The following is a 15,040-nucleotide window of genomic DNA, read 5'->3' on the forward strand; positions in this document are numbered from 1 at the left end:
TATTGCTCCCTCCCCCGAAGGGGGAAGGGGTGAATGCAAAAAACATAGCTGCACGCGTTTGCTGGATAAGCATTGCAGCCCTATTTGATTGATAAAGGAAAGCGCCATGCGCGCCGATGTATTCCTGGTCGAAGGCGGCCACGCCGCCACCCGCTCGCAGGCCCAGCGCCTGATTGCCGCTGGCGTGCAGTGGCGCCTGGCGCCTACGCTGCCGTGGAACAAGGTGGCCAAGAACGGCGACGAGATTCCCTTGGGCGCCGAGCTGCAGCTGCTCGACGCGGCCGAGGCCAAGTATTTGTCGCGCGGCGGGCTCAAGCTCGAAGGTGCGCTGGCCGCCAGCGGCGTCAAGGTGGCCGGCCTGCGCTGCCTGGACGTGGGCCAAAGCACGGGCGGCTTTACCGACTGCCTGCTGCAGGCGGGCGCCGCCCAGGTGATTGGCGTGGACGTGGGCCAGGCCCAGTTGCACGAGCGCCTGCGCCAGGACGCGCGGGTGATCGGCTGCGAGGGCGTGAACGCGCGCCACCTGACGGCAGATGGCCTGGCCGAGGCCTGCGAGGAGGCAATCTCGGAACGTGTCGAGGCCGAGGTCGAGGACAACGACACCCAGCCCGAGGCGCCCTACGCCTGGATGCGCAACGGCGGCATGATCGACATCGAGTACGACGACAGCGCTGACGCCAAGGAGCACGAGATCGAGGCCTTCAAGGCCGAGCGCAGCGCCAAGGCCCGTGCCCGCGCTGCAGGCCAGGTGGCCACCGTGCGCCGCCGCCTGCCTGGGCGCGAGGGTGACGACCTGACACCGTCCTTTCCTCTCATCACCGGCGACCTGTCCTTCATTTCGCTGACCCTGGTGCTGCCGGCGTTGGTGCCGCTGCTGGCGCCGGGCGGCGCGCTGCTGATGCTGGTCAAGCCCCAGTTCGAGCTGCAGCCCGGCCAGGTGGGCAAGGGCGGCATCGTGCGCGACGCGGCGCTTTACCCGCTGGTCGAGCAGCGCCTGCGCGACTGCTGCAAGGAGCTGGGCCTGGAGGTAGTGGGCTGGCACGACAGCGCCATCGAGGGCGGCGACGGCAACCGCGAATTCTTCATCCACGCAAGGAGGGCGGCATGAGCCTGCCGATCAGCTTCGAGTTCTTCCCGCCCAAGACGCCCGAGGGCGCTGAAAAATTGCGCGCCGTGCGTGCGCAGCTCTACGCCCAGCGGCCGCAGTTTTGCTCCGTCACCTACGGCGCGGGCGGCTCCACGCAGGCCGGTACTTTTGCCACGGTGCGCGAGATCATTGCCGAGGGCCAGCAGGCGGCCTCGCACTTCTCCTGCATCGGCGCCACCAAGGACAGCGTGCGCCAGCAGCTCGCCGAATTGAAGGCCATGGGCGTCAAGCGCCTGGTGGCGCTGCGCGGCGACCTGCCCAGCGGCTACGGCCTGGGCGGCGAGTTCCACTACGCCAGCGACCTGGTGGCCTTCATCCGCGAGGAAACCGGGCGCGACTTCCACATCGAAGTCGCGGCCTACCCCGAGATGCACCCGCAGGCGCGGTCGTTCGAGGCGGATTTGCAAGCCTTTGCCACCAAGGTGCGCGCGGGCGCGGATGCGGCCATCACCCAGTATTTTTTCAACGCCGACGCCTACAGCCGCTTCGTCGATGAGGCGCAGCGCCTGGGGGCTGATGTGCCCATCGTGCCCGGCATCATGCCGATCACCGGCGCCACGCAGCTCATGCGCTTTTCCGACGCCTGCGGCGCCGAGATTCCGCGCTGGATCCGCCTGCGCCTGCAAGGCTTTGGCGACGACACGGCCAGCATCCGCGCCTTTGGCCTGGACGTGATCGCGCGCCTGTGCGAGCAGCTCGTGGCTGCCGGCGCGCCGGGCCTGCACTTCTACACCATGAACCAGAGCGCCGCCACGCTGGCGCTGTGCCAGCGCCTGGGGCGCTGAGGTGGGGCGCTGAGATGGGCTGGCACCTGCGCTGTTTCGGATGGCTGGCGCTGTGCCTGGTGCTGCCGCTGGCGCAGGCCAACGAAGGTTTGCAGCCCAAGGCGCAGGACTTTGCCCCGCTGGTGCTGACGCCGCCGGGCGAGGCCATGCTGCTCGACCCCGAGGGCAGCGCCACCGATGCCGATGCGGACGACGACAGCGCACCCGACCTGCCCGCGCCGCCGTCCTACGGGCTGCGCGAAACCGAGCGCGGTGCGGCCTCCTGGTATGGCGCGCGCTTTCACAAAAAACGCACGGCCAGTGGTGAGCGTTTTGACATGCGCGGCTTTACGGCGGCGCACCGCACCCTGCCGTTTGGCACCCGGGTGTGCGTGCGCAGCCTGCTCAACGGGCGCGCGGTGGAGGTGCGCATCAACGACCGGGGGCCGTTCCATGCCGAACGGGTGATCGACCTGAGCCAGGCGGCGGCAGAAAAAATCGGCGGCAAGGGCCTGGGCATCAAACAGGTGTCGCTCGCGCCCCTGGACGCGGGCGCGCTGTGCGAGGACGGCCCGCCGCCCGAGGAGGACGCGGCCAAAAGTGCGGGCGATTGATCAGCCGCCGTGCTCCAGGCTGTGCGCGGCGTGGCGATCCTGGCCGAGCAGGGCCTGCATCTGCGGCAGCGCCTGCTGCAGCGCTGGGTGCAGGGTGTAGGGCGGATTGATGACGAACATGCCGCTGGCCGGCAGCCCGGGGCGCTTGTCCTGGCCGGGTGTGAGCTTGCTCGATTTCACCGTCAGCGTGGCGTGCAGCCAGCCCTTGCCGGCCTTGGTGGCCAAAATTTTCAGGCGCCGGGGCAGGTCGTGCGCCTCCTGGCGGCCGATGATGGGGTACCAGACGGCGTAGCAGCCGGTGGCAAAGCGCTGCAGCGCATCCTGCACCATGGCTGGCACGCGCGCGTAGTCGCTCTTGATTTCATAGCTGGGATCGCACAGCAGCAGGGCGCGGCGGCTCGGTGGCGGCAGGAATTTCTTCACGCCCTCAAAACCGTCTTCGAGCAGCGTCGCCACCTGGCGCCCGGCTTCGAGCTGGGCGATGTTGCCGCTGAGCAGGCGGTGGTCGGTGGGGTGCAGCTCAAAGAGCTTGAGCTTGTCCTGCGGGCGCAGCAGGCGCTGGGCGATGAAGGGTGAGCCGGGGTAAATCTTGGCCTCGGCGCCGCTGTTGAAGCCGCGCACCAGTTCCACGTAGTCTTGCAGCGCCGGGGCCAGGGGTTGCTCCTTGGCGGCGGCCAGCAGGCGGCCAAAACCCTGGGCGGCCTCGCCGCTGGTGTGGGCGTAGTCGCCGTCGAGCCGGTACAGGCCGGCACCGGCGTGGGTGTCGAGCACCTGGAGCGCAGCATCCTTTTGTGTAAGATATTGCAAAATTGCAACCAGGGTCGTGTGCTTGAGCACGTCGGCGTGGTTGCCCGCATGGAAAGCGTGGCGATAACTAAACATGCGGCTATGGTAGCGGGCCCATGTGCGCCACAATCGGGCCGCACCCAATCTCCCTGCAACCGTGTGTCCATGACTTCTACTTCTCTCCCCGACCTGGCCGTCGGCGTCGATCACGTCGATGCCTTGCCCGTGGGCACACGCCTGGGCGAGTTCGAGATCATGGCCCTGCTCGGTGTCGGCGGCTTTGGCATGGTTTACAAGGCGTTCGACCATTCCCTGCGCCGCCAGGTGGCCATCAAGGAATACATGCCGGCGGCGCTCGCCGGGCGCTCCTCGGGGCTGCAGCTGTCGGTGCGCACCTCGGTTGATGCGCAGAGCTTTCAGGCCGGTCTGTCCTCTTTCGTCGATGAGGCGCGGCTGCTGGCGCGCTTCGATCACCCGTCGCTGGTCAAGGTGTTTCGCTTTTGGGAGGCGAACAACACCGCCTACATGGTGATGCCGCTGTACCAGGGCATCACGCTCAAGCAGGCGCGCCTGCAAATGCGCAAGCCGCCGTCCGAGGCCTGGCTGCGCAAGGTGCTGTGGGCCGTGCTCGATGCCTTGCGCGTGCTGCATGAGCACGACACCCTGCACCGCGACATCTCGCCGGACAACATCTTTTTGCAGGACGTGGGCCCGCCCGTGCTGCTCGACCTGGGTGCGGCGCGCCACGCCATCACCGATACCCAGCGCCAGCTCACCGCCATCCTCAAGGTCAACTACGCGCCGATCGAGCAGTACGCCCACGGCGGCAGCGCCGACGGCGAGCCGCCGCTGGCGCAAGGCCCCTGGAGCGATCTTTACGCCCTGGCGGCCGTGGTGCACGGCTGCGTGTGCAACGACATGCCGCTGCCCGCCTCGCTGCGCGCCATCCGCGACCGCATGGTGCGCTTCTCGCGCGTGGGCAAGACCGTCAAGCGCCAGTTTGGCGTTGAATATTCCGAGCCGTTTTGCACCGCCATCACGCAGTCGCTGGAACTCCAGCCCGAGCAGCGCCCGCAAAGCATCGACGCCTTTCTGGCCCTCATGGACATGCACAGCGCCCCGCCCGGGCTGGCGCAGTTCAACTGGCGCCAGGAGCTGGGGTCGAGCTGGGCGCCTTCGGAGGAGGCCCTGGCTTCGGAGCAGGAACTCGACTCTGAGGCTGAGCTGCCGACCCGTTTTCTCGACGCTCCGGCCGATTTGGCAGCGCTGGACCTGGATTTGACCGCCGCTGCGCCCGCTGCTGCGGGTGCTACGCCCATTCCCAGCGTGCGCGCCGTGACCCAGGCCCCGGCCCCCGCGCCGCAGGGCTTTGTGGCCGAACCTGTGCCGGCGCCGCGCCCACGCATCGACCGCCGGGTTCAACGCCGCCAGCGCTTGCTGATGCTGGTGCTGCTGGGCAGCGTGTTGCTGGCTGCCGCGCTGTGGTGGTGGTCGCGCTCGGCGGCGCCGGCGCTGGCGCCGCCCGTGCCCGCGCCTGAGGTCGTGGCCGCACCCGCGCCGGCCTCGGCGGCAGAGGAGCCCGAGGAAGTGGTGGAGTTTGTGGAAACCCCGGTCGAGCCTGCGTCCGCACCGGTGGCTGCTGCGCCTGCATCCACGTCCGCACAGGCCCCGGTGGCGGCACGCCCGCGCCGCAATGCGCCGCAACGCGCCGCGCCCGAGCCTGCCGCGCCGCTCCCCGCGCCTGCACCGGTCGTTGCCGCACCGTCGCCGCCCGCCCCCGAGCCCAAACCCACCCCGGTGCGCAACCCCGAAGATGCCTGCGCCGACGCCAACTTCATCGCCCGCCCGATGTGCCTGTACAACGAATGCCAGAAGCCCGGCCTGGCCCGCCACCCGGTGTGCGTGGCGCAGCGCAAGCACTACGAGGCCGAGGCCGAGCGCCGCCGCCTCTCGCCCTGATTTGCATAAATTTGTATAATGGCGGGCTTCGCAGCGTTTTGATTGGCCCCGCGACGAAGTTTTATCCCCACCTAAGAGGCTCCTTTTGAGAAGAGCACCGACCGTGGAAAAGGGCCGCCAACCCCTCTAGTTCAAGAGAAAAACCATGACTACTACTGTCAGCGCAAAGCCCGCTGAGGTTGTGCATGACTGGTTTGTGATTGACGCCACCGATAAGGTGCTCGGCCGGGTCGCCAGCGAAGTGGCCCTGCGTCTGCGCGGCAAGCACAAAGCCATCTACACGCCTCACGTTGATACCGGCGATTACATCGTCATCATCAACGCCTCCAAGCTCAAGGTCACCGGCACCAAGAGCCTGGACAAGGTTTACTACCGTCACTCCGGCTACCCGGGCGGCATTACGGCCACGAACTTCCGTGACCTGCAGGCCAAGCACCCCGGTCGCGCCCTGGAAAAGGCCGTCAAGGGCATGTTGCCCAAGGGCCCCCTGGGCTACGCCATGATCAAGAAGCTGAAGGTCTACGGTGGTGCAGAGCATCCGCACACCGCCCAGCAGCCCAAGCCCCTGGCAATCTAAGGAGCCGAGATGATTGGTGAATGGAACAATGGCACCGGCCGTCGCAAGTCCAGCGTCGCTCGCGTGTTTCTGAAAAAAGGCTCGGGCAAGATCACTGTGAATGGCAAAGACATTCAGCAGTACTTCGGCCGCGAAACCTCGATCATGATTACCAAGCAGCCCCTGGTGCTGACTGGCAACGTCGAAGCCTTCGACATCCAGATCAACGTCCACGGCGGCGGTGAATCCGGCCAGGCAGGTGCTGCCCGTCACGGCATCACCCGTGCCCTGATCGACTACGACGCCGCGCTCAAGCCGCAGCTGAGCCAAGCCGGCTTCGTCACCCGCGACGCGCGTGAAGTCGAGCGTAAGAAGGTCGGCCTGCACTCTGCCCGCCGCGCCAAGCAGTTCTCCAAGCGTTAATTCGCGCGGTTTACCTGCTCACAGCACCAAGGCCACCTGCGGGTGGCCTTGTGCTTTGTGGGTGCAAAATCCCTATCCCTTGGGGGCGCAAAGGCGCCGTGGGCCGTTGGGGCCCCGGGTTTGCAGTAGCATCGCCCCAGTTTTGAATTCTGGAGAACGCCATGAGCGCCGTTGCCCAAGCCACCCCCACCGAAGAAATCCCCGGCCCCATCCTCTTTACCGACAGCGCTGCTGCCAAGGTGGCCGACCTGATCGCCGAAGAGGGCAACCCCGACCTGAAGCTGCGCGTGTTCGTGCAGGGCGGCGGCTGCTCGGGTTTTCAGTACGGTTTCACGTTCGATGAAATCACCAACGACGACGACACCGTGATGACCAAGAACGGCGTCTCGCTGCTGATCGACGCCATGAGCTTCCAGTACCTGGTGGGCGCCGAGATCGACTACAAGGAAGACCTGCAGGGCGCGCAGTTCGTCATCAAAAACCCCAACGCCGAGACCACCTGCGGCTGCGGTTCGAGCTTCTCTTGATGCCCGCTTGGGCCCGCGCCAGCAACCGCCTTTTGGGGCGGTTTTTTTATGCCGATGGCTGGGGGGTCAGGCCGGGTAGATGGCGCCGAGCACCCGGGGGCCAGCGGCGCCGGTGACGGCGGCCAGATTGCCCGGCAGGCGCTGCAGGCAGCGCTGCGCCAGCCAGGCGAAGGCGGTGGCCTCCACCTGCAGCGGCGGCAGGCCATGCTGCGCCGAAGATTGCACGCGCCAGCCGGGCAGGCGTGCGGCCAGGCGCGCCATCAGTTGGCGGTTGTACGCGCCGCCACCGCAGACGATCAGTAGTTTGCTATTGTTTGCATAGCTGCTCGCGCAGTCTGCACAAGCGCTGGCGGTCAATTCGGTCAATGTGGCCTGGACATCGGCGGGCGCTGCCTGCGGCCAGTGGGCCAGGTGCGCTTGCAGCCAGGCGGGGTGAAACAGATCACGCCCCGTGCTTTTGGGCGGTGGCAGGGCCAGGAAGGGCTCGCGGCGCAGGGCGGCGAGCAAATCGGGCAGCACCTGGCCGCTGGCGGCCCAGGCGCCGTCGGCATCGTAGGGCTGGCCCCGGTGCTGCTGGCACCAGTGGTCGAGCAAGGCGTTGCCGGGGCCGCAGTCAAAGCCGAGCACGCTGGCGTCGGCGTGCAGCACGCTCAGGTTGGCGATGCCGCCGATGTTGAGCACCGCGCGTTCCTGCCCCGCCTGGCCGAAAAAGCCCTGGTGGAAGGCCGGCACCAGCGGCGCGCCCTGGCCGCCGGCGGCCAGGTCGCGGCTGCGAAAGTCGGCCACCACGGCGATGCCGGTGAGCTCGGCCAGCAGGGCCGGGTTGTTCAGCTGCAGGGTGTAGCCGGTGCCGTCGAAGGCTTGCGGGCGGTGGCGCACCGTCTGGCCATGGGCGCCTATGGCCTGCACGCGGTGGGCGGGGGTCTGGGTTTGCGCCAGCAGCTGCTGCACCGCCTGGGCATAGGTGCGTGCCAGGGCGTTGGCGGCCAGGGCGGCGCGGTGCAGCTCGTCGGCGCCGCTGCCGTTGAGGGCCAGCAGCTCGGCGCGCAGGGCCGGCGCCAGGGGCAGGGCGACGTGGCCGCGCACCTCGGGCCGGGCTGCCCCTAAATCGGCCAGCACGGCATCGACGCCGTCGAGCGAGGTGCCCGACATCAGGCCGATGAACAGTGCGGGCATGGGCGGGGCGCTGTGTGGCGGCTTAGTTGGCGCTGGCTTGCTCGATGGTTTCGGCGGCGGCCATCTGGCTGCTCATCATGCCGGCCACGCGGGCGAACGCCTGGCGCTGGCCTGCCGGGATGGGGGCGGCCGATTCGCTTTGCTGGGCGATGGTCATGGGGTCTTTTTGCTGGCCGTTGACGCGAAATTCAAAGTGCAGGTGTGGCCCGGTGGCCCAGCCGGTGGCGCCGACGGCGCCAATGAGCTCGCCCTGGCCCACGCTGGCGCCTTTTTTCACGTCGATGCGGCTCAGGTGCGCGTACACCGTCTCGTGGCCGTTGCGGTGCTTGATGAAGACGACGTTGCCAAAGCCGTTTTGCACGCCGGCGAATTCGACCACGCCATCGCCCACGGTGCGCACCGGCGTGCCGTGCGGGGCGGCCAGGTCGGTGCCGTTGTGCGCGCGCCAGGTGTTCAAGATGGGGTGAAAGCGCATCTTGAAGCCGCTGGAGACGCGGGTGTAGGCCACGGGCGAGGTCAGGTAGGCGCGCTGCAGGCTCTCGCCGTTGGCCTGGTAGTAGCTGCCCTTGCGCGCGCCCGGCGCCTGGAACCAGATGGCCTGGTGCGTTTTGCCGTTGTTGTGGAATTCGGCGCTGAGCAGGCGGCCGCTGCGCAGCGGCTCGCCGTCGGCTTCCAGGGTTTCATAGACGACGGCAAAGCGGTCGCCCTTGCGCAGCGAGCGGCGAAAGTCGATGCTGCCGGAGAACACGTCGGCCACCTGGTTGGCGACGGCGTCGGGAATGCGCGCGTCGTCGGTGGCGGCAAACAAGTTGCTGTGGATGACGCTGCCAGCCAGGCGGGTGTTGACCTGCAGCTGCCCCGTTTCGATGCGTGTGACCCAGGCGCCGGCGCTGTTGCGCTCGACAACCAGGCGCTTGAAGCTGCCGCTGTCGTCGGGTGCCCAGCGTGCGGTCAGGCGCACCAGGCGGTGGTCGTCGCTGGCCTCGGCCGTTACCAGGCGGTTGCTGCGCCCGAGCAGCTGCTGCTGCACCAGGTTGTCCTTGCGCAAGAAGGCGGCGGCCATCGGGTCGGCCACGCCCAGGCGCTGCAGCAGCGACTCGGCGGTGTCGCTGCTGCGCACCTGGTCGGAGCGGTAGAGCGAGAACGCCGGCATGGTGTCGGCCAGGGCGGCCAGGGTCTGGCCCTCGGCCAGGGACTGCACCGGCAGGCTGACGGTGGTGACGGGGAGCTCAGCCGGGTCGGGGCCGAGCGACGCCACGGCGTAGGCGCCGCCGCCGCCGGTGAGCAGCAAGGTGGCGATGGCGGCGGTGATGCGGCGCGGGTGTTGGCGTGCCAGGCGGGCCAAAGAGGCAAGCATGGCGTGGCAGGCGGTGGTCAAACCGTTGTTCAAGAGTCGATCCTCTGGGTGAAGTGCGTCCGCGAGAGGCGAAACCCCAGCTCGGGTCGGGGAGCCTGGACGCACTGAACAAACCGGAAAAAGCACCTTCGATGCAGTCGAAGGGGGCGGCTTTATTAGAATCCGCCTTTTGCAAATGAGGCCGAAGTATAGCGGTGAGCGCTCCCCCGGCATCCTCGAAAACCCTTATGAATCAATCTGCTACCACGTCCCCCGCGCCCAGCGCCGCAGTGCGCCAGGCCATGGAAATCAGCCTGCGCGGCGTCGATGAATTGCTGCCCCAGGATGAGTGGTTGAAAAAGCTCCAGCGTGCCGAGGCCAGCGGCCAGCCGCTGCGCATCAAGCTCGGGCTCGATCCCACGGCGCCCGACATCCACCTGGGCCACACCGTGGTGCTCAACAAAATGCGCCAGCTGCAGGATTTGGGCCATCAGGTGATTTTCTTGATTGGCGACTTCACCACGCTGATTGGCGACCCGTCCGGGCGCAACAGCACGCGCCCGCCGCTGACGGCCGAGCAGATCCAGGCCAACGCCGAGACCTACTACACCCAGGCGGCCAAGGTGCTCGACCCCGCCAAAACCGAGGTGCGCTACAACAGCGAGTGGTGCGACGCGCTGGGCGCGCGCGGCATGATCGAGCTGGCGGCCAAGTACACCGTGGCGCGCATGATGGAGAGGAACGACTTCCACCAGCGCTTCACCGACGGTAGCTCCATCAGCCTGCATGAATTCCTGTACCCGCTCTTGCAGGGCTACGACTCGGTGGCGCTCAAGGCCGACCTGGAGCTGGGCGGCACGGACCAGAAGTTCAACCTCATGATGGGCCGCCACCTGCAGCAGGAATGGGGTCAGGAGCCGCAGTGCGTGCTCACCATGCCGCTGCTCGTCGGCCTGGACGGGGTGCACAAGATGTCCAAGTCCAAGAACAACTACATCGGCATCACAGAAGACGCCAACACCATGTTTGCCAAGGTGCTGTCGATCTCCGACGACCTGATGTGGGACTGGTACACGCTGCTGTCCTTCCAGAGCCTGGAGCAGATTGCGCAGCTCAAGGCCGAGGTCGCCGCCGGGCGCAACCCCAAGGACGCCAAGGTGGCGCTGGCCAAGGAGATCACCACGCGCTTTCACAGCGCGGCGCTGGCCGATGCGGCGGAGCAGGACTTCACCAACCGCAGCAAGGGCGGCATTCCCGACGATATTCCCGCCGTGCAGCTCGCGGGCGCGCCGCTGGGCATTGCTGCGCTGCTCAAGCAGGCCAACCTGGCGCCCTCGACCAGCGAGGCTGGGCGCTTGGTCGATGGCGGCGGCGTGCGCGTCGATGGCGGCGTGGTCAGTGACAAGGGCTTGAAGCTGGCCGCTGGCACCTACGTGGTGCAGGTGGGCAAGCGCAAGTTCGCACGCGTGACCCTGGCCTGAGCGGCCGGGACGGGCTCAGGCGGCCAGCGCCTCTTGTGGTTCGAGCCCGAGGGCGGCGCGGAAAAACGGCAGGTAGGCGCGATCGACCTTGCAGATGTGGTCGATCAGCCAGTCCTTGAGAAAGTCCAGGGCTTCGAGCGAGACTTCCGCGCCGTCCTCAAAGCGCAGCAGCAAATCCATGGCCTTGGCCGTGAAGCGGTCGTGCTGCGCCTGGTGCGCCGGCGTTTCCGGGTAGCCGTGCCGCTGGAACAGCACTTCCTCGACGATGAAATGGTTGTGCGTGTAGTCCACCAGGCCTTCGAGCACCTCGCCAATCACGCTGCGCTGGGGCGCGGGGCGGCCCAGCTCCTCGTGCAGGGCGTTGGTCAGGCGCACCAATTCCTTGTGTTGGTCGTCGATTTCCGTAATGCCCAGCTCCAAGGTGCTGGTCCATGGCATGAATGTCATTGTTTGTGTCCTCCGGTGATGGCAATGCACCATGCTCGCTTAAAGGCCCATTTTTTATTGTGGTTATTACCCGGGTGTGTCAGTTCTTCTGAACATCGCTGCGCTAGATCAAGAAAAAACGCCCGCTGCTGCCCGCTTCGGGGTGGCGGGCGCTGGCGGGATAATCAGCAGCTGTCACCACTGCTTACCGTTCAATCTTTTTTATGAGCACCCCACCCCTGGACATCCTCGTCATGGCGGCCGGCAAAGGCACGCGCATGAAAAGCCGCCATCCCAAGGTCTTGCAGCGCCTGGCCGGGCGTGCCCTGCTGGGCCATGTGCTCGATGTGGCCGCGCAGCTGGCGCCGCGCCGCGTGGTCGCCATCACCGGCCACGGTGCTATAGAAGTAGAAGCTGCTTGCGCTGGCCTGGTAAGCCCTGGAGCCGGTTTTGATCAAAATTTTGACCTGAAATTTGCACGCCAGGAACCGCAGCTGGGCACGGGCCACGCCGTGCAGCAGGCCATGCCGGCGCTGGCGGAGTTTGGCGGCGACGGCCTGGTGCTGGTGCTCTCGGGCGACGTGCCGCTGACGCAGGCCGACACCCTGCGCGCCCTGGTGGCGGCGGCGCAGGCCGTGCCGGGCGGGACTTTGGCGCTGCTGACCGTGCGCCTGCCCGACCCCGCGGGCTATGGCCGCATCCTGCGCGGTGCGAATGGCGCGGTGCAGGGCATCGTCGAGCACAAGGACGCCAGCGCCGCGCAGCGCGCCATCGACGAAATCTACAGCGGCATCATGGCCGTGCCGGCGCGCCTGCTCGCGCCCTGGCTGGCGCGGCTCACCTGCGACAACGCCCAGGGCGAGTACTACCTGACCGACATCGTCGCCATGGCCGTGCACGACGGTCTGCCGGTGGTGGCGCACTGCATCACGGACGCGCAGCAGGTGGCGGGCGTGAACAGCCCGGCGCAGCTCGCCGAGCTCGAACGCGCGCACCAGCTGCGCCAGGCCGGCGCGCTGATGGAGCAGGGCGTGCGCCTGGCTGACCCGGCACGCTTTGAACTGCGCGCCGATGCCCGCAGCGGCCAGCGCGGCCAGTTGGTGTGTGGGCAGGACGTGGAAATCGACCTGGGCTGCATCTTTACCGGCAGCGTCGAGGTGGGCGCGGGCGCGCAGATTGGCGCCTACTGCTGCATTGCCAACGCCCGCATTGCCGAGGGTGCGGTGATCCACCCCTTCACCCACATCGACGGCGAGCAGGCTGGCGCCAGCGTCGGCCCCGGCGCGCTCGTCGGCCCGTTTGCGCGCCTGCGCCCGGGCGCGCAGCTCGGGCGCGAGGTGCACATCGGCAACTTCGTCGAAGTGAAAAACTCCACCCTGGCCGACGGCGCCAAGGCCAACCACCTGGCCTACCTGGGGGATGCCAGCGTGGGCGAGCGCGTGAACTACGGCGCCGGCAGCATCACCGCCAACTACGACGGCGCGAACAAGCACCGCACCGTGATCGAGGCCGACGCCCACATTGGCAGCAACTGCGTGCTGGTGGCGCCCGTCACCATCGGCGCGGGCGGTACCGTGGGCGGCGGCTCGACCATCACCAAGGACACCCCGGCGGGCGTGCTCACCGTCGCCCGGGGCAAGCAAACCAGCCTGAGCGCCAGCCAATGGCAACGCCCGCGCAAGACCCCCAAGACGCTCGAGACGCCGGCGCAGAGCTGAGCGCGCTGCGCGCCGAGCTGGCGGCCTTGCGCCAGGCGCACGCCGGGCTGCTGCACGCCGTCTCGCACGACCTGCGCGCGCCGCTGCGCCACATCAGCTCGTTTGCGCCGCTGCTGCGCGAGGCCGTGCAGGCGCTGCAGGCGGGCGACCTGGCTGCCGGCGCCGAAACCGAAGAATTTTTGCAGCCCATGGAGCAGGGCGCGCGCCGCCTGGCGCGCATGATCGACGCCCTGCTGCTGCTCTCGCGCACGGCCAGCGGGCCGCTGCAGCCCGCGCCCATCGACCTGGTGGCGCAGGCGCAGGCGCTGGCGGCGCAGCTGGCCGCGCCCGGCGCCCTGGTGCAGTGGCAGTGGCCCGCCGCGCCGGTGCTGCTGCAGGCCGATGCGGCGCAGCTGCGCCAGCTGCTGCAGGCGCTGCTGGAGAACGCGCTCAAGTTCAGCCAGGGCCGGGCGCCGGCGCAGATTGCGCTGCGGGCCGAACCTTTGGCCGGCGGCGGCTGGCGCTGGAGCGTGCAGGACAACGGCGCCGGCTTTGACCTGGCGCGCGCCCAGGGCCTGTTCGGCCTGTTCCAGCGCCTGCACCGCGAGAGCGAGTTCGAGGGCCTGGGCGTCGGCCTGGCGCTGGCGCAGGCGATTGCCCAGCGCCACGGCGCGCGCATCACGGCCCAGGCGCAACCTGGCGCTGGCTGCACCATCCACCTTGATTGGCCCGCGCACGTTTCGCACGTTTAGAAGTGACCCCCTATGCATACCAGCGCCCTGGTTCTTTTCTCTGGCGGGCAGGATTCAACCACCTGCCTGGCCCACGCCCTGGCGCGCTACGAGCGCGTCGAAACCCTGGGTTTTGACTACGGCCAGCGCCACCACGTAGAGCTCGATGCGCGGCGCACGGTGCTCGCGCGCCTGCGGCGTGAATTCCCGCACTGGGCGCCGCGCCTGGGCGAAGACCATGTGCTGGGCCTGGAGGTGCTGCGCCAGATTGGCGGCTCCAGCCTGACCGAGGAGCGCGCCATCGCCCTGCGCGCCGATGGCCTGCCCGACACCTTCGTGCCCGGGCGTAACCTGCTGTTTTTGACTGTGGCGGGGGCGCTGGCCTACCGGCGCAGCCTGCAGGTGCTGGTCACCGGCGTGTGCGAGACGGATTTTTCCGGCTACCCCGACTGCCGCGACGACACCATGAAGGCCATGCAGCTGGCGCTGAACCTGGGGCTGAACCAGCGCCTGCGCATCGAGATGCCGCTGATGTGGATAGACAAGGCCGCCACCTGGCGCCTGGCCGAGCAGCTGGGCGGCCAGGCGCTGGTCGATCTCATCGTGCAAGACACCCACACCTGCTACCTGGGCGAGCGCGGCGCGCTGCAGCCCTGGGGCCACGGCTGCGGTACCTGCCCGGCCTGCGCACTGCGCGCACGCGGCTGGGCGGCTTACCGCGAGAGCCGGTAGGGTTCCTCGAAGGGGCGAAAGTCCTGCTCCGCCAGCGCGCCCTCGATCCAGGCGCGCACGCCCGGCAGCGCCTGCACGCGCTGCACGTAGGCGGCAATGGGCGCCGGCAGCGGCAGGGCGAAAGTGGTCAGGCGCATACACACCGGGGCGTAGAAGGCGTCGGCAATGCTGAAATTGCCAAACAGCATGGGGCCGCCAAACTCCTGCAGCAGCGCGTCCCACATCTGCACCAGGCGCGCCACGTCGGCGCGCACGCCGGCGTTGTCGCGCCAGATCAGCGCCCCTACCTCGGGCAAATGCGCCTCGATGTTCATGCCGCAGGCGCTGCGCAGGGGCACAAAGCCGCTGTGCATCTCAGCGACCACGCTGCGCGCGCGCGCCCGGGCGCTGCGTTCTTGCGGCCACAAATGCTTGTCGGGATAAGACTCGGCCAGGTACTCGGCAATCGCCAGGCTGTCCCAGATGTGCAGCGCGCCATCGACCAGCAGCGGCACCTTGCCCGTGGGCGAGAGGCTGGCGAGCTGGGCCTTGAACTGTGAGTCGGGGGCAAAGCTGTCGAAGCGCAGCGGTTTTTCCTCGAACGCGATGCCCGCCTGGCGCAGCAGCACCCAGGGGCGCATGGACCAGGAGGAGTAGTTCTTGTTGCCGATGTACAGCTGCAGCATGGGTTTCATCCTTTGTTTCT

At 68.0% G+C, this 15,040-nt stretch carries 16 protein-coding genes; 11 read left to right on the plus strand and 5 right to left on the minus strand.

Features of this window, described 5'->3' with window-relative positions:
- Positions 1-106 precede the first annotated feature (106 nt).
- The 3 genes from G7045_RS01460 to G7045_RS01470 are packed head-to-tail and all read left to right on the plus strand — an operon-like array spanning position 107 to position 2,525.
- Positions 107-1,108, plus strand: coding sequence for a TlyA family RNA methyltransferase (locus G7045_RS01460; RefSeq protein WP_166156289.1), 1,002 nt, complete (start codon positions 107-109; stop codon positions 1,106-1,108).
- Positions 1,105-1,932 carry a methylenetetrahydrofolate reductase [NAD(P)H] gene (gene metF, locus G7045_RS01465; protein ID WP_166156291.1) on the plus strand — a complete coding sequence of 276 codons (828 nt, stop codon included), beginning with the start codon at positions 1,105-1,107 and terminating at the stop codon, positions 1,930-1,932. The genes G7045_RS01460 and metF overlap by 4 nt, the downstream gene beginning before the upstream one ends.
- Before the next feature lie 14 nt (positions 1,933-1,946).
- Positions 1,947-2,525, plus strand: a complete 579-nt coding sequence (locus tag G7045_RS01470; protein WP_166156293.1) for a septal ring lytic transglycosylase RlpA family protein — start codon at positions 1,947-1,949, stop codon at positions 2,523-2,525.
- On the opposite strand, the gene G7045_RS01475 is transcribed toward G7045_RS01470, so the two are convergent.
- Positions 2,526-3,407, minus strand: a complete 882-nt coding sequence (locus tag G7045_RS01475; protein ID WP_166156295.1) for a 23S rRNA (adenine(2030)-N(6))-methyltransferase RlmJ — start codon at positions 3,405-3,407, stop codon at positions 2,526-2,528.
- Between the two features lie 69 nt (positions 3,408-3,476).
- On the opposite strand from G7045_RS01475, the gene G7045_RS01480 reads away from it, so the two are divergent.
- The 4 genes from G7045_RS01480 (at position 3,477) to erpA (ending at position 6,776) form a co-directional block, all read left to right on the plus strand.
- Positions 3,477-5,270 (plus strand): serine/threonine-protein kinase, encoded by a 1,794-nt coding sequence (locus G7045_RS01480; RefSeq protein WP_166156297.1) that lies wholly within the window; start codon positions 3,477-3,479, stop codon positions 5,268-5,270.
- 145 nt (positions 5,271-5,415) lie between these two features.
- Complete coding sequence (gene rplM, locus G7045_RS01485; protein WP_166156299.1) at positions 5,416-5,847, plus strand: 50S ribosomal protein L13; 432 nt, start codon at positions 5,416-5,418, stop codon at positions 5,845-5,847.
- Positions 5,848-5,856: 9 nt separating this feature from the next.
- Positions 5,857-6,249 (plus strand): 30S ribosomal protein S9, encoded by a 393-nt coding sequence (gene rpsI / locus G7045_RS01490; protein ID WP_166156302.1) that lies wholly within the window; start codon positions 5,857-5,859, stop codon positions 6,247-6,249.
- A 161-nt stretch (positions 6,250-6,410) separates the two neighbouring features.
- The gene (gene erpA, locus G7045_RS01495; RefSeq protein ID WP_166156305.1) at positions 6,411-6,776 is read left to right on the plus strand and encodes an iron-sulfur cluster insertion protein ErpA; all 366 of its coding nucleotides are present in this window, start codon (positions 6,411-6,413) and stop codon (positions 6,774-6,776) included.
- A gap of 66 nt (positions 6,777-6,842) precedes the next feature.
- Here erpA and G7045_RS01500 read toward each other — a convergent pair whose 3' ends face one another.
- Positions 6,843-7,952, minus strand: a complete 1,110-nt coding sequence (locus G7045_RS01500; protein WP_166156308.1) for an anhydro-N-acetylmuramic acid kinase — start codon at positions 7,950-7,952, stop codon at positions 6,843-6,845.
- Between the two features lie 22 nt (positions 7,953-7,974).
- Positions 7,975-9,309 (minus strand): peptidoglycan DD-metalloendopeptidase family protein, encoded by a 1,335-nt coding sequence (locus G7045_RS01505; protein WP_370521684.1) that lies wholly within the window; start codon positions 9,307-9,309, stop codon positions 7,975-7,977.
- Between the two features lie 227 nt (positions 9,310-9,536).
- On the opposite strand from G7045_RS01505, the gene tyrS reads away from it, so the two are divergent.
- Entirely contained in the window at positions 9,537-10,769 is a 1,233-nt protein-coding gene (tyrS, locus tag G7045_RS01510; protein ID WP_166156314.1) for a tyrosine--tRNA ligase, read from the plus strand.
- Between the two features lie 15 nt (positions 10,770-10,784).
- On the opposite strand, the gene G7045_RS01515 is transcribed toward tyrS, so the two are convergent.
- The gene (locus G7045_RS01515; protein ID WP_166156317.1) at positions 10,785-11,216 is read right to left on the minus strand and encodes a bacteriohemerythrin; all 432 of its coding nucleotides are present in this window, start codon (positions 11,214-11,216) and stop codon (positions 10,785-10,787) included.
- A 203-nt stretch (positions 11,217-11,419) separates the two neighbouring features.
- On the opposite strand from G7045_RS01515, the gene glmU reads away from it, so the two are divergent.
- The 3 genes from glmU to queC are packed head-to-tail and all read left to right on the plus strand — an operon-like array spanning position 11,420 to position 14,355.
- Positions 11,420-12,913 (plus strand): bifunctional UDP-N-acetylglucosamine diphosphorylase/glucosamine-1-phosphate N-acetyltransferase GlmU, encoded by a 1,494-nt coding sequence (glmU, locus tag G7045_RS01520; RefSeq protein ID WP_166156320.1) that lies wholly within the window; start codon positions 11,420-11,422, stop codon positions 12,911-12,913.
- Positions 12,859-13,644 carry an ATP-binding protein gene (locus G7045_RS01525; protein WP_166156323.1) on the plus strand — a complete coding sequence of 262 codons (786 nt, stop codon included), beginning with the start codon at positions 12,859-12,861 and terminating at the stop codon, positions 13,642-13,644. Before glmU ends, G7045_RS01525 begins: the two co-directional genes overlap by 55 nt.
- Before the next feature lie 12 nt (positions 13,645-13,656).
- Positions 13,657-14,355 (plus strand): 7-cyano-7-deazaguanine synthase QueC, encoded by a 699-nt coding sequence (queC, locus tag G7045_RS01530; protein WP_166156326.1) that lies wholly within the window; start codon positions 13,657-13,659, stop codon positions 14,353-14,355.
- Here the strand turns inward: queC and G7045_RS01535 are convergent.
- Positions 14,337-15,020 (minus strand): glutathione S-transferase family protein, encoded by a 684-nt coding sequence (locus tag G7045_RS01535; protein WP_166156329.1) that lies wholly within the window; start codon positions 15,018-15,020, stop codon positions 14,337-14,339. The genes queC and G7045_RS01535 overlap by 19 nt on opposite strands.
- Positions 15,021-15,040: the final 20 nt, after the last annotated feature.

It is taken from the genome of Acidovorax sp. HDW3 (assembly GCF_011303755.1).
In the GTDB taxonomy this organism is placed as follows: domain Bacteria; phylum Pseudomonadota; class Gammaproteobacteria; order Burkholderiales; family Burkholderiaceae_C; genus Paenacidovorax.

Excerpts from the sequence above, each read along its gene's own strand:
- G7045_RS01460 (WP_166156289.1), top strand. The coding sequence starts at position 107 with ATGCGCGCCGATGTATTCCTGGTCGAAGGCGGCCACGCCGCCACCCGC.
- metF (WP_166156291.1), top strand. The coding sequence starts at position 1,105 with ATGAGCCTGCCGATCAGCTTCGAGTTCTTCCCGCCCAAGACGCCCGAG.
- G7045_RS01470 (WP_166156293.1), top strand. The coding sequence starts at position 1,947 with ATGGGCTGGCACCTGCGCTGTTTCGGATGGCTGGCGCTGTGCCTGGTG.
- G7045_RS01475 (WP_166156295.1), bottom strand. The coding sequence starts at position 3,407 with ATGTTTAGTTATCGCCACGCTTTCCATGCGGGCAACCACGCCGACGTG.
- G7045_RS01480 (WP_166156297.1), top strand. The coding sequence starts at position 3,477 with ATGACTTCTACTTCTCTCCCCGACCTGGCCGTCGGCGTCGATCACGTC.
- rplM (WP_166156299.1), top strand. The coding sequence starts at position 5,416 with ATGACTACTACTGTCAGCGCAAAGCCCGCTGAGGTTGTGCATGACTGG.
- rpsI (WP_166156302.1), top strand. The coding sequence starts at position 5,857 with ATGATTGGTGAATGGAACAATGGCACCGGCCGTCGCAAGTCCAGCGTC.
- erpA (WP_166156305.1), top strand. The coding sequence starts at position 6,411 with ATGAGCGCCGTTGCCCAAGCCACCCCCACCGAAGAAATCCCCGGCCCC.
- G7045_RS01500 (WP_166156308.1), bottom strand. The coding sequence starts at position 7,952 with ATGCCCGCACTGTTCATCGGCCTGATGTCGGGCACCTCGCTCGACGGC.
- G7045_RS01505 (WP_370521684.1), bottom strand. The coding sequence starts at position 9,309 with ATGCTTGCCTCTTTGGCCCGCCTGGCACGCCAACACCCGCGCCGCATC.
- tyrS (WP_166156314.1), top strand. The coding sequence starts at position 9,537 with ATGAATCAATCTGCTACCACGTCCCCCGCGCCCAGCGCCGCAGTGCGC.
- G7045_RS01515 (WP_166156317.1), bottom strand. The coding sequence starts at position 11,216 with ATGACATTCATGCCATGGACCAGCACCTTGGAGCTGGGCATTACGGAA.
- glmU (WP_166156320.1), top strand. The coding sequence starts at position 11,420 with ATGAGCACCCCACCCCTGGACATCCTCGTCATGGCGGCCGGCAAAGGC.
- G7045_RS01525 (WP_166156323.1), top strand. The coding sequence starts at position 12,859 with ATGGCAACGCCCGCGCAAGACCCCCAAGACGCTCGAGACGCCGGCGCA.
- queC (WP_166156326.1), top strand. The coding sequence starts at position 13,657 with ATGCATACCAGCGCCCTGGTTCTTTTCTCTGGCGGGCAGGATTCAACC.
- G7045_RS01535 (WP_166156329.1), bottom strand. The coding sequence starts at position 15,020 with ATGCTGCAGCTGTACATCGGCAACAAGAACTACTCCTCCTGGTCCATG.